General features: G+C 42.8%; 20 protein-coding genes. 11 read left to right on the top strand and 9 right to left on the bottom strand.

Annotation, left to right across the window (positions count from 1 at the left end; genetic code table 11):
- The first annotated feature begins 80 nt into the window (after nt 1-80).
- The 3 genes from AE2B122_RS12170 to AE2B122_RS12160 all read left to right on the top strand — a co-directional run bounded on the left by AE2B122_RS12170 (nt 81) and on the right by AE2B122_RS12160 (nt 1,060).
- A complete protein-coding gene (locus tag AE2B122_RS12170; RefSeq protein WP_175074252.1) occupies nt 81-260 on the top strand; it encodes a hypothetical protein in 180 nt (59 codons plus the stop codon).
- Nucleotides 260-649, top strand: coding sequence for a GNAT family N-acetyltransferase (locus AE2B122_RS12165; protein WP_245840350.1), 390 nt, complete (start codon nt 260-262; stop codon nt 647-649). The genes AE2B122_RS12170 and AE2B122_RS12165 overlap by 1 nt, the downstream gene beginning before the upstream one ends.
- A 102-nt stretch (nt 650-751) precedes the next feature.
- Nucleotides 752-1,060: a DUF3243 domain-containing protein gene (locus AE2B122_RS12160; protein ID WP_245609699.1), complete on the top strand. Its 309-nt coding sequence runs from the start codon at nt 752-754 to the stop codon at nt 1,058-1,060.
- A gap of 34 nt (nt 1,061-1,094) precedes the next feature.
- Here AE2B122_RS12160 and AE2B122_RS12155 read toward each other — a convergent pair whose 3' ends face one another.
- The gene (locus AE2B122_RS12155) at nt 1,095-1,991 is read right to left on the bottom strand and encodes a ComEC/Rec2 family competence protein (RefSeq protein WP_175074251.1); all 897 of its coding nucleotides are present in this window, start codon (nt 1,989-1,991) and stop codon (nt 1,095-1,097) included.
- Between the two features lie 126 nt (nt 1,992-2,117).
- On the opposite strand from AE2B122_RS12155, the gene AE2B122_RS12150 reads away from it, so the two are divergent.
- The 6 genes from AE2B122_RS12150 to AE2B122_RS12125 all read left to right on the top strand — a co-directional run bounded on the left by AE2B122_RS12150 (nt 2,118) and on the right by AE2B122_RS12125 (nt 6,324).
- Nucleotides 2,118-2,699: a GNAT family N-acetyltransferase gene (locus tag AE2B122_RS12150; RefSeq protein WP_095218706.1), complete on the top strand. Its 582-nt coding sequence runs from the start codon at nt 2,118-2,120 to the stop codon at nt 2,697-2,699.
- A 91-nt stretch (nt 2,700-2,790) separates the two neighbouring features.
- On the top strand, nt 2,791-3,636 hold the full coding sequence (locus tag AE2B122_RS12145; protein WP_245840349.1) for a glycosyltransferase family 8 protein: 846 nt from the start codon (nt 2,791-2,793) through the stop codon (nt 3,634-3,636).
- A 44-nt stretch (nt 3,637-3,680) separates the two neighbouring features.
- Nucleotides 3,681-4,268, top strand: coding sequence for a signal peptidase I (gene lepB, locus AE2B122_RS12140; RefSeq protein ID WP_254593489.1), 588 nt, complete (start codon nt 3,681-3,683; stop codon nt 4,266-4,268).
- Between the two features lie 144 nt (nt 4,269-4,412).
- A complete protein-coding gene (locus AE2B122_RS12135; protein WP_095218707.1) occupies nt 4,413-4,766 on the top strand; it encodes a GntR family transcriptional regulator in 354 nt (117 codons plus the stop codon).
- Nucleotides 4,767-4,768: 2 nt separating this feature from the next.
- A complete protein-coding gene (locus AE2B122_RS12130) occupies nt 4,769-5,629 on the top strand; it encodes an ABC transporter ATP-binding protein (RefSeq protein WP_175074250.1) in 861 nt (286 codons plus the stop codon).
- Nucleotides 5,626-6,324, top strand: a complete 699-nt coding sequence (locus AE2B122_RS12125) for a hypothetical protein (protein ID WP_175074249.1) — start codon at nt 5,626-5,628, stop codon at nt 6,322-6,324. The genes AE2B122_RS12130 and AE2B122_RS12125 overlap by 4 nt, the downstream gene beginning before the upstream one ends.
- 41 nt (nt 6,325-6,365) lie before the next feature.
- Here the strand turns inward: AE2B122_RS12125 and AE2B122_RS12120 are convergent, their stop codons facing one another.
- The 4 genes from AE2B122_RS12120 to AE2B122_RS12105 form a co-directional block, all read right to left on the bottom strand.
- Nucleotides 6,366-8,507 (bottom strand): ATP-dependent Clp protease ATP-binding subunit, encoded by a 2,142-nt coding sequence (locus AE2B122_RS12120; protein WP_175074248.1) that lies wholly within the window; start codon nt 8,505-8,507, stop codon nt 6,366-6,368.
- Between the two features lie 217 nt (nt 8,508-8,724).
- Entirely contained in the window at nt 8,725-10,305 is a 1,581-nt protein-coding gene (gene mbcS / locus AE2B122_RS12115) for an acyl-CoA synthetase MbcS (protein WP_095218711.1), read from the bottom strand.
- A 111-nt stretch (nt 10,306-10,416) separates the two neighbouring features.
- On the bottom strand, nt 10,417-11,289 hold the full coding sequence (locus tag AE2B122_RS12110; RefSeq protein ID WP_095218712.1) for a DNA-3-methyladenine glycosylase: 873 nt from the start codon (nt 11,287-11,289) through the stop codon (nt 10,417-10,419).
- Between the two features lie 12 nt (nt 11,290-11,301).
- Complete coding sequence (locus AE2B122_RS12105; RefSeq protein ID WP_175074247.1) at nt 11,302-12,192, bottom strand: LysR family transcriptional regulator; 891 nt, start codon at nt 12,190-12,192, stop codon at nt 11,302-11,304.
- Between the two features lie 114 nt (nt 12,193-12,306).
- Between AE2B122_RS12105 and AE2B122_RS12100 the strand changes: the two genes are divergently transcribed.
- Entirely contained in the window at nt 12,307-12,858 is a 552-nt protein-coding gene (locus AE2B122_RS12100) for a flavodoxin family protein (protein ID WP_175074246.1), read from the top strand.
- Between the two features lie 83 nt (nt 12,859-12,941).
- On the opposite strand, the gene pdaA is transcribed toward AE2B122_RS12100, so the two are convergent.
- From pdaA to AE2B122_RS12080, 4 genes are all read right to left on the bottom strand, one after another.
- The gene (pdaA, locus tag AE2B122_RS12095; protein ID WP_095271203.1) at nt 12,942-13,733 is read right to left on the bottom strand and encodes a delta-lactam-biosynthetic de-N-acetylase; all 792 of its coding nucleotides are present in this window, start codon (nt 13,731-13,733) and stop codon (nt 12,942-12,944) included.
- An 89-nt stretch (nt 13,734-13,822) separates the two neighbouring features.
- Nucleotides 13,823-13,969 carry an SE1561 family protein gene (locus AE2B122_RS12090; RefSeq protein WP_164072015.1) on the bottom strand — a complete coding sequence of 49 codons (147 nt, stop codon included), beginning with the start codon at nt 13,967-13,969 and terminating at the stop codon, nt 13,823-13,825.
- Between the two features lie 54 nt (nt 13,970-14,023).
- Nucleotides 14,024-14,818: a YfkD famly protein gene (locus AE2B122_RS12085; protein WP_175074245.1), complete on the bottom strand. Its 795-nt coding sequence runs from the start codon at nt 14,816-14,818 to the stop codon at nt 14,024-14,026.
- 63 nt (nt 14,819-14,881) lie between these two features.
- A complete protein-coding gene (locus tag AE2B122_RS12080) occupies nt 14,882-15,286 on the bottom strand; it encodes an OsmC family protein (protein WP_371809615.1) in 405 nt (134 codons plus the stop codon).
- 136 nt (nt 15,287-15,422) lie between these two features.
- On the opposite strand from AE2B122_RS12080, the gene AE2B122_RS19210 reads away from it, so the two are divergent.
- Nucleotides 15,423-16,024: MFS transporter (locus tag AE2B122_RS19210; RefSeq protein WP_254593488.1), on the top strand; the 602-nt coding region annotated here is incomplete at its 3' end.

Here is a 16,024-nt window from a genome sequence, read left to right as displayed (position 1 = left end):
TGATACGCAATGTTTATTCCTTCCAAAGTCAGCCATCATCCATGCTATACTTGTATTACAAAGACAAGGTGGGATATGAATTGAAGCAATCTAAAGATAAGAAACCTTTCCGTTATCTATTGGCATTTACAGTAGGCATCATCACTGCCATTCTTTTTGGAATCGCTTTTCAGAGCCCTACTGTTGGACTGGCTGTAGGATGTATGTTGGGCATTGTCTTCGGCACTATGCCAAAAGGGACGAAAAAGGAGGAAGAATGATGGTGACGATACGCCCATACGAGACAGAAGATTTGGCTGCAATCACCGACTTGCTGAAAGATGAGAGCTGGACTACCCTTGCAGCTGATCCTTCTCGTTTCGATCAAGCTATGAAAGGATCGTCCCCTGCTCTTGTTGCATTGCATAACGGTGAAATATGCGGCTATATTCGTTGTATCACAGACCAAGTCATCACCCTTCTCGTTGCTGAGCTGCTCGTCGATGGAAAGCTGCGCGGACAAGGGGTTGGCGGCAAGCTGCTTCAAGCTGCACATGATCTCTTCCCTTCGACGCGAATGGAGATGCTGGCGACAAGTACATCGAAATCGTATTATGAACAGAAGAAATTCCGTCCATTTTATGGTTTCCGAAAGACATATGCGGAGTAATATCTTCTTAATCTAGTACATATGATATATTTTATCGATATATTGTTTGTCAATGTGCAAATTGGGAATACATTACTAACTCAACAAGAGGAGGTAATGAAAATGGCACATGAAGATCGCGCACAGAATGCTGTGGAAAACCTATCCCAAGAAGATAAGAACGATATTCTGAACAATTTCCAGAACTTCCAAGATTATCTAGGAAATAAAGTGAAACAAGGTGAACGCCTCGGCCTAAGTGAAGAAGCTTTGACAAAAGCCGCTCAGCGTGTAGCTGATTATTTAGCGGATAAAGAGGAACCTCGCAACCGTGAGGAGTATTTACTCAAACAGCTGTGGCTAGCTGCTGATGAAGAAAACAAGAGACCGCTTGCGAACACACTCGTGAAGCTTGCAGATCAAACAAACTAATACGAAAAAGCGGATCCAAATTGGATTCGCTTTTTTATTTTTTACGGAAGATTGGATTAGGCTTCTCGCTGCTAATCTGACAGGAAAGTCCATTCGTTTCAATACTGATTGTGCCGCCCTTAGCTGTTGCATAAAGCACAGCTCCTGCTTTTTGCAGATTACGTACGACCTCTTTCGTCGGATGCCCTAATTGATTATCTCTTCCATAGGAAACAACTGCATAATCAGGCTTCACTTTCTTCAGGAAAGCGAATGTGTTGCTTGTCCGGGAACCATGATGTGCTACCTTATAGACCTCCGATTCCACTTCATAATTATGTTTCATCGTATACTCCTGCTGTGATTCAGCGTCACTCATAAGCAGAAAATCGACCGTACGATATGTCAGCCGCAAAACGATCGAGGCCTGATTGTTCGTTGCTTTTGGATGATTAGCATTTAATACTTGAATAGACAGAAGCGGGTCAACCGTTATATAGGAACCTTCCTTGGCGATGGTAACCGGGATTTCTTTTTCCGCCAGAATCTCGGTATAGCGCTGATACGTCCTCGTTGTATACAGCTTACCGCTATCCAGTACTTGCTTCACCTTGAATTTCTCCAGTACCGGCAGAAGTCCCCCGATATGGTCGATATCCGGATGAGTAGCTACTAACAGATCCAATTTCTCTACTCCCCTGGCAGAAAGCTCCGATATCACCTTCTCCCCTGACTCTCCGTCTCCTCCGTCTACGAGAATATTATAATGTGATGGTGTTTGTATTAGCATGCTGTCACCTTGACCGACATCAAGAAAATGCACCTGCAGCTTCCCTGCTTCGTCGGTCTGCGAAAAAATATAGTCCCAAATGCCGCTTTCGCTTTCAGCTGCTGTATGCATCGGGAAGCAAAGCATCAGGCAAATACATATAAAAATCATGTGTTTCTTCATTGCGTTCCGCCCCCTTTTTCATAGGATGCAGTCCGCTTACAGTTCGTATGCACCAATACTTGTCTCCTAATTTTAACAATCGATCGGACATGCTATACTAATATCAATTGAAAGGAGCGACGAATCATGTTTACACATCGCATTGACTCAGCCACTTATTTGAAGCTTTTGGAACCACAGGACAGCGACAAGCTGTATCAGCTGATCGACAGTTCCCGTGAGCACTTGCGGCAATGGCTGCCTTGGGTAGATCAGAACACGTCCGTCGAGCACAGCAGACAATTCATCCAGCATACGCTGGATCAGTTCGCATCAAATAACGGATTTACAGCAGGCATCTGGTATCAGGGCGCTTTAGCCGGAGTAATCGGCTTTCATAAGATTGACTGGCAGAATCGATCTACTAGCTTAGGGTATTGGCTCGGAGAAGAGTACACTGGTCTTGGCCTGATGCAAAAAGCAGTAAGTAAATCCTTGGACTATGCCTTCCTTGAACTTCGATTGAACCGGGTGGAAATCCGTTCAGCCATCGGAAATGTACGAAGCAGAAGAATTCCGGAAAAACTCAACTTCACTCTTGAAGGAACAATTCGTCAAGCAGAAAAGCTTGTTTATGGTTATGTGAATCACAATGTTTACGGCATGCTTTTGGAAGATTGGGAAGCGAAAGAAAACAGCAAGAAAAATGATGATGAGGCCAAAGAATAATTATTTCATATCAAATTAATTACAATTGCATTACATGTGTTTAGTCTCATCTCCAACCGGCTATATATGCAGTAAGGAGATGAGAAGAACAATGGAGAAGAAAATGCATATTGTATCATCGACAGATGACAACTACGCACAGCACTTGGGTATGACATTGAGTTCTTTACTTGAAAACACTTCAAACCCTAAGGATTTTGTTATTTCAATCATCGATGGAGGAATTAGCCAAGAGAAGAAACAGCTGCTGAAGGAAACTGCAGCTGCCTACAATACACCGCTTGATTTCCTAGATGTAAATTTGGATGCTTACGGAGGTGCAATTGCCAGCCGCCATATTTCAAAAGCGGCTTACTATCGTATATCCATACCTGAAATGATGGATCCAGCTATTGAACGGACGCTGTATGTTGATTGCGATATGCTGGTACTGGATGATGTCAAAAAACTTTTCGAGACCGATATGGAAGGCAATATTGTTGCAGCTGTCGGAGACTATGGGGAACACCGCCGACTGGAGAAAATGGGAATCACAAAAGAAGATCGTTATTTTAACTCCGGTCTGATCCTAATTGATATGAAGGCTTGGCGTGACAGTAATATTACGAATAAGGTGCTGACATTCATCAACGAAAACCCGGATAAGCTAGCTTGGCATGATCAGGATGCCCTAAACGCCATCCTATGGAATGATTGGCTCATGCTTCATCCGAAATGGAATGCCCAGACACATGTCATCCTGAAAGAATATAAAGCGAAATCACTCAAGGAAGAACGAGTGCTTCGGACAGTAAGGGAAACACCATCGATTGTCCATTTCTGCGGAGAAGAAAAACCTTGGCAGGAAGGTTCCATCCATCCTTACACAGATGGCTACTATAACTATTTGGCAAAGACAGCATTTGCCGCTAAATCCAAAAATTCCTTATCAGTATAAACTGTTTGTAAAACCGGAGTTAAGATAACTCCGGTTTTTTCTATGTGCTCTTCGCATATGTTACACTAGTACAAAAGGAGGTGCTTTCCCTGAAAGCTAGACGCACGCTCTTAGCCGTGCTGCTGCCGATAGGTATCGCTATAATCGCCCTATTCATTTTTCGCTCTTATTTTTATTTCCCTAGTACCGTCTATGGTGAATCAATGGCTCCAACTTTAGAAGATCAAAACAAGATCCTCATTAGCCGCGTCGGTAACATCGATCGTTTCGATGAAGTTGTTTTCCACGCTCCAGATCAGGATGCAAGCTATGTAAAGCGGGTAATCGGGGTTCCCGGAGACAAGATCGAATACAAAAATGATGTCCTTTATGTAAATGGCAAGAAACATGCAGAACCCTACCTAAAAGAAATGAAAAACGCTATGCAGGAAGATGCGTTATTTACGAATAACTTCAAGCTTCGTGATGTTATAGGAGAAGATACTATTCCGGATGGGTACCTGTTCGTCATGGGAGATAATCGCAGAAACAGCAAGGACAGCAGGATGTTCGGCTTAATCCCGCAAAGCTCAGTCATCGGAGAAGTAAAGTTCCGCTATTATCCATTTCCTCAAATGGGATTGACCAATTAAATAAGTTGAGTTGACGAACAGTGCAGGTATTTGCACTGTTTTTTTATTTTCTCCAAATTCTGGTTGACTTCCCTTTCCCTTGGTTATATAGTTAGTTACATGAGTAATGAACCAACTACCCTAGAACTTTAAAGGAGCATATGTATGCTTGATGATTCGAAGCCGATCTTTATCCAGATCAAAGAACAACTAGAAGACGCCATCCTCAACGGCTCCATTCAAATTGGAGAACGGGTGCCCTCCACCAATGAATTTGCTCAACACCACAAGATAAATCCGGCCACAGCAGGAAAAGGAATCAATCAGCTTGTAGACGAAGGTATATTATTCAAGAAAAGAGGCGTCGGTATGTTCGTCACAGAAACAGCTCATGACATTCTGCTTGAAAAGAGGAAACAGCAGTTTTTCAATGCATATATCGTTCCAATGAAACAAGAAGCTAGTAAGCTCCATATCCCCAAGGAAGAAATTATCCGTATGCTCAAGGAGGAAGAGTAAAAATGACGATTGTAGCTGATAAACTGATTAAAGAATACAAAACTGCCACAGCTTTGAAAGGAATCGACCTTCAAATTACAGAGCCAAAAATCTATGGCCTGCTTGGCAGAAACGGTGCTGGTAAAACTACCTTCATGCAGCTTCTAGCTGGTTACGACAAGCCGTCTGGCGGAGAATTACACGTAAATGGTATGAAACCTTTCGATAACCGCGCTGTTACAGAAAATATCTGTTTGATCAAAGAAGCAGATAACTTCAAAAAGGATTTAACTGTTCACCAAGTGCTGAAATTCGCATCAATGCTCTATTCCAATTGGGATAAGGATCTCGCTGCTGACCTTCTGGATGGATTCGACCTAAATAAAAAACTCCGCGTAAAAAGCCTCTCAAAGGGCATGGAATCTGCTCTCGGTATCATTGTCGGACTGGCAAGCAAAGCACCTGTTACGATGCTGGATGAACCTTATATTGGACTGGATGCAGCATCTCGCGCTTATTTCTACGAAGTACTGCTCGAAGAATTCCAGAGCGACCCTAGAATCATCATACTATCCACTCATTTAATTGATGAAGTCAGTAATTTATTTGAAGAAGTAATCATCTTTGATAAAGGCAGTATCCTCCTGCATAAAAGTGCAGACGAACTTAGAGCTCAAAGTTTTTGCATCTCTGGGCCAGCAGCACAGGTCAAAACTTTTACAAACGGTAAACAAGTCATCAAAGAAACAAGTTTTGCGGGAACGTCACAAGCATACTTTCTATCTACAGAAGCACCTGCCTTAACTGGGGACCTGGCAGTTTCGGGAGTCCCGCTGCAAGATATGATGGTTCATCTAACAGAAAAAAGAGGTGCTCGCGCATGATGAAACAAATACAGGCTTTACTCTATTTCTTTGTTGTCGATAGCAGACGTACAGTTACCATTTTTTGCTCTATCCTGCTGTTCAGCATCACTATTTTATCCATTCTTGCTTTTGCCGTCGCGGATAAGATGTATATTACCATTACAGTACCAGCTTATATCTTCATGATCATCTTCGGCTTCAAAACAATTCAAGAAAGCCTCCCATTCGCTATAAAAAGAGGTATCACCAGAAAAAGTTATCATACGGCTGTCGGTATCTATATATTATTAATCAGTTCCGTCATGGTCATTTTCCTTGTCGCTGTGCAATTGGTATTCAACGCTGTAATTCAGGCAGCCAATATAACGAATATCCAAATCCTCCGCCCGATCGGTGCGAGCACCGAGCTGAAAAGTATTCTGTATAGTTTACCGCTAGATTTTGCTTTCCTATTATCTTTCTTTGCTGCTGGACTTTTACTGGGGATCGTCGTATATAAATTTGGATTTCTTGGAGGGGCGATACTAGGAGGCATTGTTTTAATCGGAGTAACTATTACTCTAGCCAGCCGTGAGCGTCTAATCGACTTGCTCTCATGGATGCAGGACTTAGCTGTACTACCAGCATTCGGATTGATATGCGCAATCGCGATCATTACCTATATAATAAGCTGGCTTTTCATCCGTACTAGCAGTTCCCAGCATACTGCATAAAAAAAGAGACTCATGCCCAAGAGCATGAGTCTCTTTTCTAATTATTTACTTACTACAGTAATTTGTTCGTCAACCAAATCTACTACCATACTACTTACATTCTCTTCCTCAAGGATATAATCAGTGATTTTATCCTCTACTTGATCTTGGATGACACGGCGCAATGGACGTGCACCAAATCGAGGATCATATCCTTTTTTCGCAAGGAAGTGCTTCGCAGCTTCTGTTACTTCAAGCTGGTAGCCTTCTTCTTCCATGTTTTTCGTCAAATCAGTAAGCATAAGCTCAACGATTTGTACCAAGTCTTCCTCTTTCAATGCATCAAAGCTTATGATAGAGTCAAAACGGTTCAAGAATTCTGGTTTGAAGTAAGCGCCTAGCTTTTCAATAACGGATACAGCTTCATTGCTGGAATTCGTAAAGCCGACAGAAATCTGTTTATCTCCTGTTCCAGCGTTACTTGTCATGATAATGACGGTTTCCTTAAAGCTTACTTTACGGCCTTGGCTGTCAGTCAAATGACCGTCTTCCATAATTTGCAGGAACATATGCTGTACATCCGGATGTGCTTTCTCAATTTCATCCAATAGGACGATCGTATAAGGATTACGGCGTACACGCTCTGTAAGCTGACCTGCTTCTTCGTGTCCAACGTATCCTGGAGGAGAACCGATCAGTTTCGCAACAGAATGACGTTCCATGTACTCACTCATATCCAAACGGATGAAGGATTCGCGTGTGCCGAACATTTCTTCCGCCAACGCACGGGTAAGTTCGGTCTTACCAACACCAGTCGGTCCGACGAAGAGGAAGGAACCAATTGGGCGCTGTTTGGATTTTAATCCAGCTCTGCTGCGGCGGATGGCTTTGGCAACCCGATCAACTGCCTGTTGTTGTCCGATAACCTTGTTGGACAGGTTAGCTGCTAAGTTTTTCATCTTATTCTGTTCCTCAGATTGAATCTTCGTCACAGGAATCCCCGTTTTCTCTTCCACAATCTGCTGAATGACCTCAACCGTCACTTTGGCTTTATCTTCGTTTTTTGGTTCCTCGAGCTTTTGTTCCAACTGTATTTCTTCCTGACGAAGGTATGCAGCACGTTCATAATCCTCACGTCCTGCTGCCTCTTCTTTCTCTTTCGCAATTTGGGCAAGACGAGTTTGAATTGCATCTTCATCAGTCGTTACCGTAAGCAGGTTGATACGGGATCCAGCTTCATCGAGCAAATCAATCGCCTTATCCGGCAAGAAGCGGTCCTGAATATAACGTTGAGACAAGCTCACGCTCGCTGTGACGGCATCTTCTGTATAAGAGACTTGATGATACGCTTCGTATCTCTCCTGCAATCCTTTTAAGATATCCAATGCCTGCTCTGCTGTCGGTTCTTTTACGATAACCGGCTGGAAACGGCGTTCAAGTGCAGCGTCTTTCTCGATTTGACGGTACTCTTTCAAGGTTGTTGCACCAATCAGCTGCACCTCACCGCGAGCAAGTGCAGGTTTCAAGATATTACCTGCATCCATTTGGGAACCTTCCGCAGTACCAGCACCGACTAGTAAATGAATCTCATCCACGAACAGAATGACATTCTTACGCTGCTGCAATTCGGAAATAAGCTGTTTCATCTTTTCCTCGAACTGACCGCGCACACCAGTGTTCGCAACTAGTGAAGCAACATCAAGCAAGTAAATTTCTTTGTTTTGCAGCTTCACAGGAACATTGCCTTCGACAATCTGTAAAGCTAGACCCTCTGCAATTGCTGTTTTACCTACCCCTGGTTCCCCGATTAGAACTGGGTTATTCTTATTGCGTCGGTTCAGCGTCTCAATGACACGTTTGACCTCTTGTTCACGGCCAATGACTGGATCAATTAGACCAGCACGCGCGCCATCTGTCAGATTCTTACCAAGTGAGTCAAGCAATCCTCCGCGTCCTCGGCCATTGCCGCCAGCCTGTGCTTGGTTGTTTGCACCCGCCTGGAAGCCGGATTGTGCTCCGCCGAACATATTTTTAAAGAAGTCATCCATCGTTCCGCCATTGGAAGCGAAACCGGCAGGTTTTTTTGACATATTTTTCATTTCATTATAGCAAGTATGGCAGAGCTGTAATTGCTGTTTTTGGTTATTGAATTGCATTAACAAGTTCACGTTAGCTTCTCGTTCACCACAATGTTGGCATTTCATAATACAATTACCTCCCCAATAGGTTAGATTAGTTTATTTGGTCAAGCGTCACATTTTGACTTTGACTATCTTTGACCTTGTGACTTTATTATAGTCTGACCTTCTTTGACTTTCAAGTGTTATGCTTTCATTTCTTATTTTTTTTTAGAAAAGGTATTAAAACTAATAAGAAAGAAAAACAAAAGAAGCATCGCCTTAATTAAGGCGATGCTTCTAATTATTTTGCATTTCGTTTTTCTTGATTACGCAGTTCGACACGTCTGATCTTACCGGAAGAAGTCTTCGGCAAATCTTTGACGAACTCAATCTTACGAGGATACTTGTAAGGCGCAGTTGTGTTCTTTACATGCGTCTGCAATTCCTTCACAAGATTTGGTTCGTTCTCATCTACACCTTCACGCAGGATGACGAATGCTTTAACAACATTACCGCGGATTTCATCCGGGCTTGCTACAACAGCACATTCTGCTACAGCCGGATGTTTTACGAGAGCATCCTCTACTTCGAATGGCCCGATTGTATAACCAGAGCTGATAATGATATCATCACTGCGGCCTTCGAACCAGAAGTAGCCATCTTCATCAACAGAAGCTTGGTCACCAGTAACAAAGTAGCCGTTGCGTTCGGCTTGCTGACGGCGTTCAGGTTCACGGAAATATGTCTTAAACAATGCAGGACTGTCGAGTTTCAAAGCGATGTCACCAACTTCGCCTGTTTTAACGCGATTACCATCCTCATCAATTACAACCACTTCATTACCTGGAGTCGGTTTTCCCATAGAACCTGGTCTTGGCTCCATACCTTTCATGATACCAAGCAGCAATGTGCTCTCTGTCTGTCCATAGCCATCACGTACAATGATATTGAAATGTTTCTGGAAGACATCAATTACTTCACGGTTCAATGGTTCACCGGCTGATACTGCACTATGCAAAGCACTCAGGTTGTAGCTTCCAAGATCAGTTACTTTTGCCATGAGACGATATTCTGTCGGGGTACAGCAAAGTACATTAATCTTATAATCCTCTAGTAGAGAAAGATAAGTTTTAGCATCAAATCGACCCATATATACGAAGCCTGTTGCACCAGTTCCTAAAACAGAAAGGAATGGACTCCATACCCATTTCTGCCAGCCTGGTGCAGCTGTTGCCCATACGATATCTCCTTTGGAAGCAGACAGCCAGTTTTCTGCAGCTGTCCGTAGGTGTGCATATCCCCAGCCATGTGTGTGGACTACACCTTTCGGATTACCTGTCGTACCACTTGTATAGGACATTAATGCAATATCTTCTCTAGATGTCTCTACTGTTTCCAGTTCAGCTGAAGCTGTCTCTTTGAGCTCCCCGAGATCTTTCCAGCCCTCGACCGTACCACCAACTGCAAGTTTGATTAAGCTATCTTGATTCTCAATCTCTTCGAATTGCTCAGTAAATTTATAGAAACTGATAATACTCTTTACTTTTCCGTGATCGATACGGTATTGCAAATCCTTCGTCTTCAGCATTTCGGAGCTAGGGATGATCACAAGTCCAAGCTTCAAGGCTGCTGCATAGATATGATACGCCTCAACGACACGCGGTACCATTACAAGTATTGCATCTCCTTTTTCCAAGCCCAGTTCTTTCAGAACATTACCTGTGCGGTTTACATCCTGAAATAACGTTTTATACGTTACTTCCTTCTTATTACCCGCCTCGTCCATCCAAATGAGCGCTTTACGTTCTTCATCTGTAACATAACGCTCCATTTCATCAACGATATTGTACTGCTCTGGTGCAATCAAATCTTTTCTTTCCATACTTACGCCTCCTAAATGGCTGCCTGTTTTAACTAATGCACTAATTATAGCAGACGAAAGCACGACTTCCCAGCAATAATTGTTACCAAATTATAAAACTTGATATTAGTATCAGGTCTCAATACTTCTCCAAAGCGTCATAGTCGCATAACTGCGGTAAGGAGCCCATCCTTCTCCCCGCGTATGTATTGCTGATGGCGTAGGCTTTTCTGCGAGTTCGTCATAGAATTTCAACGCATTTTGTACCCCGATATCAGCAGCTGGTAATAAATCAGCACGTCCCAATCCAAACAACATCCAGTTTTGCGCAGACCAGCTTCCAAGCCCCCGAATCTTCGTTAGCTCTGCAGCTATTTCCTCATTAGATAAAGCAGCAAGCTGTGCGAGATCTAGCTTTCCTTCTATCATAAGGCGGCTTGTATCAATGACATATTCAGCTTTTCTCTGCGAAAACTGCATCTTTCTTAAGTCGTCATACTCGAGGGAAGCAATTCTCTCCGGTGAGGGATAAAACCAGATATCATCCTCTTTAGTTCCGAATGCTTCCACGAAACGATTCGTTAGTGTGTAAGCAAACTTTAAATTCAGTTGCTGATGGATGATTGTTTTCATCAAACAATAATATAAATCAGTATCTTTTACGATAGGCGTTCCTGCATGTGCATAAAAAAGCCGCTCCAAATCAGAACCGACAAAATGGGCTGCTACCCCTGCAAGATCAATATCCCATTGGAGCCAGTTTTCCACCCAAGTTAGTATGTCCTCCTGCCTTGAAGAATCTGCAGAAGACACTTTAACAACAGGGGATGTGATTTTTCCGCTGAACTGGAGCACGACAATATGCTGCGAACCATCCCCTAATACAACAGGAAGCTTCATCAAATGCTCTTCTGTATCAACAACATTCAGCTGATCCATACTCCATCTTTTCATCAAATAATGATAATCGTATGTATGTGTTCCTGTAAGCTGTTTTTCCCACATCAGTAGCATCTCCTATCCTATTTGTTTTATTGCAAAATCAATTACATCATGCATCACTTTCGACAAGCGCTTATTCTTATGCCAAAGGAGCTTCGTAGTAGGCTGGGTGATCGGTTCATCCAGATGTACAGCGCTCAATTCACCTGTTTGCAATTCTTTCTCCACTGTCATGAGAGGCAAATACGATAAACCTAAACCAGCCATTACGCATTGTTTGATGGCTTCTATACTGCCGAATTCAATTATATTTTCTGGATGCAAACTCTGATTTTGTAATGCCTGTTCCAATTCCGTTCGATAAGCACAGCCTTTCTCCGTCAAGATCAAAGGATGCTGCATCACCTCCGCCAGGCTATTGGAAGGGTGAACTGCAAGCGAATGGCTTGGGGAGCTTATCAGAACGATTTTCTCTTGAAATAGAGAGACTGCCTCCAATAAACCATTATGCTGGTCGTCCCGCTCCATAATAAAGGCTAAATCCAACTCACCTTCTTGGAGCATCTTTTCCGAGGTTTTACTAGATGGAACAGGTTTCAGTATGACCTGTACCTGCGGATACTGATTGCGTATAAAGCGAAGGAGCTCAGGCAATCGGTAGATGCATTGACTCTCACATGCGCCGATTAGAATTGTACCTTTCTCCTCTTGCTCCTCTTCAAATTCCTGTCGCATTTCCTCATGCAAAGCCAGCATTCTCTTAGCATAGCTCTGCATTTTCATTCCCGCTTCGGTCAAATAAATCCTCTTTCCAAGACGCTGAAATAAGTCTACACCATATTCCTTTTCCAGCGCTTTAATTTGTGCGGTCACACTCGACTGAGCGTAATCGAGCAGTTGAGCTGTCTTGGTGAAATTAAGTGTTTCTGCCGCTACAGCAAAGGTCTTCAAATAGTTTATTTGCAAAGCATACACTCCCTAAATCGCTTTTTCCGATCATAATAATCAAATTATTCAGCTTTTCCTATGTATGAGTGCAGTATACACTTTTTATATAAATATTGGAAAGGACGTGGTTGCTTGTCCATCGGATTGATACTTGGCAGTAGCCGTACAAAAAGCAACAGCAGAATACTTGCTGACATACTTATAAAAGGTACGGCACACAAAATACTTGATATTACAGAATTATCTCTGACAGACTTTGAAGATTTCCGTCATGAGCCTATACCAGCATCGCTTGATGAGAGTACACAGATCTTACTGGATTTTCTGCTAGAGCACGATGTAATCGTTATTGCTGCACCGATTTATTGGTTCGGTATACCAGGAAAGCTAAAAGTGCTTCTCGATCGACTTAGTCATGTTTTCAGACAGCCTGCTTTCATAAATCAAAAACCAAGGGAAGCAATCATATTAGCAGTCGGCGGTGATCGACCACGCATCAAAGGCTTACCTTTGATCTTACAGTTTCATCAGATATTCGACTTTCTTGGCATTCCTTTTCAACATTATGTCTTGGCAGAAGGTAACAAACCCGGTGATGTACGCTTTGACCAAAAAGCCTTAGCTGAAGTGGCATGGCTGCGCAGTTATTTACAGAAAGGGGAAAACGATGAAGGACACATCTAAAAAAACATGGCATGACTACTTCATGGAAATTGTTCATGCTATCATCCAAACAAAATAAAAAAGCTGATCCTAATTAGATCAGCTTAAAATTGCGTAATGGCTTTCGGTAGGATATCTTGTTTGACCAAGTCATCCAGCGTACGGAAGGAGTACCCTTGCTTCTTCAATTCAATGATCAATTTTTCCAATGCAATAGCATTATCCTCGGATACAGAATGCAATAAGACAACTGCTCCTGGATGCATTTGGGCCATCACTTGATCATATGCGTACTGCCAGCCTTTCTGTTCGCCAGTTTTCCAATCTGCATAGGCAAGTGACCAGAATACATTTGTATAGCCAAGATCTTCAGACCATTTCAGTGAACGGGCACTAAAAGTACCGCGGGGTGCCCGCAAATAGTGCATATCGTCCTGATCCGTCAAATCCGCCACAGCACCCTCAAGCATCTCAAGCTCCCGCTGCATCTTTTCTTTAGAAACCTTCGTCAGATCTGGGTGATGATATGAGTGATTACCGACAATATGTCCTTCGTCGACCATCCTTTTAACCAGATCAGGCGCTGATGATACATAGTGACCTGTAATAAAGAAAGCAGCTGGGACATCGTGCTTCTTCAATACATCCAGGATATCTCCTGTATAACCTTGTTCATAGCCGTTATCAAATGTGATATATACTGTTTTCTCACCAGAATCATCTAGATAATAGCTGTGATATTCATTCAAAAGCTGCCCGTATTTGCCGATTTCAGGTATACTGCCATCCTTGCTCTTAACAAATCCCCACCCATAGCTGACGGGGCTTTCTGCAGATGCAAACGATGGTGTGACCAGCAGCAGACATAACAGCAGCATTATTGATTTCCATCGCATATGACACACTCTCCTTAAAGATAGATTGTGCCAAATCAGCTTCTGCTATGCGGTGTAAAAATTAGAAAAGACCGTGCTTCAGCACGGTCTTATTTTAGTTTATTTTCCATTTCATCGAGCATCCGGAGCATTTCATCGATTTCCTCTAAGGAAGTCTCTTCCGGTTCGATACTATCCAAATAATCCATGAATGCAGACAGACGCTGCTTCAAATCGTCAACTTTACTCGTTGCCAAAGATAAAACCCCTTTACCGCATTATCTGGCTCCAGTATACCACAGCACTGTTCGTTATTGTACGTTGAAGGTGAAAGACAGATGATCTTGAATCGGAATCCAAGCTCCAATTCCCTGTTTGGTAACATTTTTAACAACAATCTGCTTTCTTGATCCTTTTAACTCAAGATAAACTTCCCCGAAAGTGATTGTACCTTTTTCATTAACTGCCGGTGCGTACGCAGTAAGAATACCGGATTTATTCAAAGGCACACCGTATGCATTTTCCTTATTCGTGCCTTTTCCTATTACTGTTTGGAAGGAAAGCGGAAGCTTTGTGTTCTTCTGAGCCTGCTGCAGCATCATCAGCTTGATATCTCTAGGGTTATCGATTTCAGCTGTAAGCCCGCCTTTCACGTAGCGCTCTTCCTGCTGTTCATAATTCATTTGTTTCGCCGATTCTCCACCTGCATTGCTTAGCTGGTTCGTATTCACTTTTTGATACTGCCAGTTGATATTTGTTTCTGCAGACTGGTATTCGAGCGGCCAATGCCCCATATAAATCATGCCTCGGTACCCAATCGCAAGTGGAGATGGTTTCAGCGTCGATTCATTGAGTATTCGAATCAGTTCTGGATTCTGGATGACAATAGCACTGTCTTCCGTTAGTTCTCTGACAAGCTCACTAGGTTCTAGTACAATTTGATCCTTGTTTGAGTTCGGATAAGTATTTTCCTTCGAAATATTCAATACATGATTTGGTATTTCCATATCTTTCTTCTGTACATTCTCAGCTTTCCCGGCTATGGAGAAAGGAAGAGTCAGCAAAGCCAGTGCCATGATTGCTATGAGGATTCTAGCATATTTCATAAAGAAAAGCCCCGCCTTTCAGATTTTTTCCTAGTATCTGAAGTCAGGGGCTATCCTATACATTTAATAATGGTTCAAATGAATTACTTCCAATCTTTCTTCGATCTCGATACAATCCTTGACCGTTTGCACCATTGAACAGTTTTTGTGTGCAAGCTGGAGGTTCTTCTCCAATTGCCCTTTGTCCAGATGAAAACCGCGTACAACGAAAGTCAGTGTAATCTTAGAAATACGGTTTGCAGCCAGTTCATCCCGTTCCACCTCTGCTGACACTTCCATATCGTCAATCTCCAGCCGCTGTTTCTCCATGATTTTACGGAAGACAGACGCACTGCAGCCTGCTATCGAGGAAACCATTAGCTGATAAGGCCGGATACCGAAAAGCTCATTTCCGTCTATATCCAAAGTTTGATGTGGTAGTTCGATACGGAATCCATGCTGTTTCATTGTCAGCTTCAATTCCCTCACCTCTCCTTGCAAATTCTTTATGCATTATATTCCCTCTTGGATGATTTTCTAACCTCCTGCCGCCCGATTGACCAAATCCAGGAAAAACTATACAGTAGGATTGGGAAATCATCTTACATACAGGGGTAATAGACATATGAGAAATGCGTACAGTTTTTGGATTTTAGTCAGTATTGTCGCAGTCTCCGGTTTTAGCCAAGGGCTGCTGCTTCCGCTGATTGCCATCATATTCGAACAGGATGGCCTTTCCTCATCTATGAATGGTCTTAATGCAGTTGCCATCTACATCGGTATCTTACTTGTATCGCCATTCATGGAAGCTCCGTTGCGTAAATTCGGTTATCGGCCAGTCATTATGGCAGGTGGGCTAATCGTCGTCGTAGCACTTCTCGCTTTTCCATTATGGAAATCATTTTGGTTCTGGTTTGTTCTGCGTCTGTTGATTGGTATTGGTGACAATGCCCTTCATTTCGGCACACAGACATGGATTACATCATCATCGCCTGAAAAAGTACGAGGTCGGAATATTTCGATTTATGGACTTTTCTTTGGAATTGGCTTTGCTGTCGGTCCGCTTATGACTTCACTTGTTAAAGTTTCAGAATCTTTGCCATTCATTTTATCTGGTGCTCTTTGTTTGATCGCTTGGTTCACTCTTTTCCAGCTGCGGAATGAGTTTCCAACGGAAGAAAACACACAATCCGCAAAGCAGCAAGGACTTCTGAAGCGGTTCGGCTC

The sequence above is a fragment of the Terribacillus sp. AE2B 122 genome (assembly GCF_902497585.1).
In the GTDB taxonomy this organism is placed as follows: Bacteria; Bacillota; Bacilli; order Bacillales; family Amphibacillaceae; genus Terribacillus; species Terribacillus saccharophilus_A.
The sequence above is the reverse complement of the archived record's forward strand: the minus strand, read 5'-3'. Positions and strand labels throughout refer to the sequence as shown.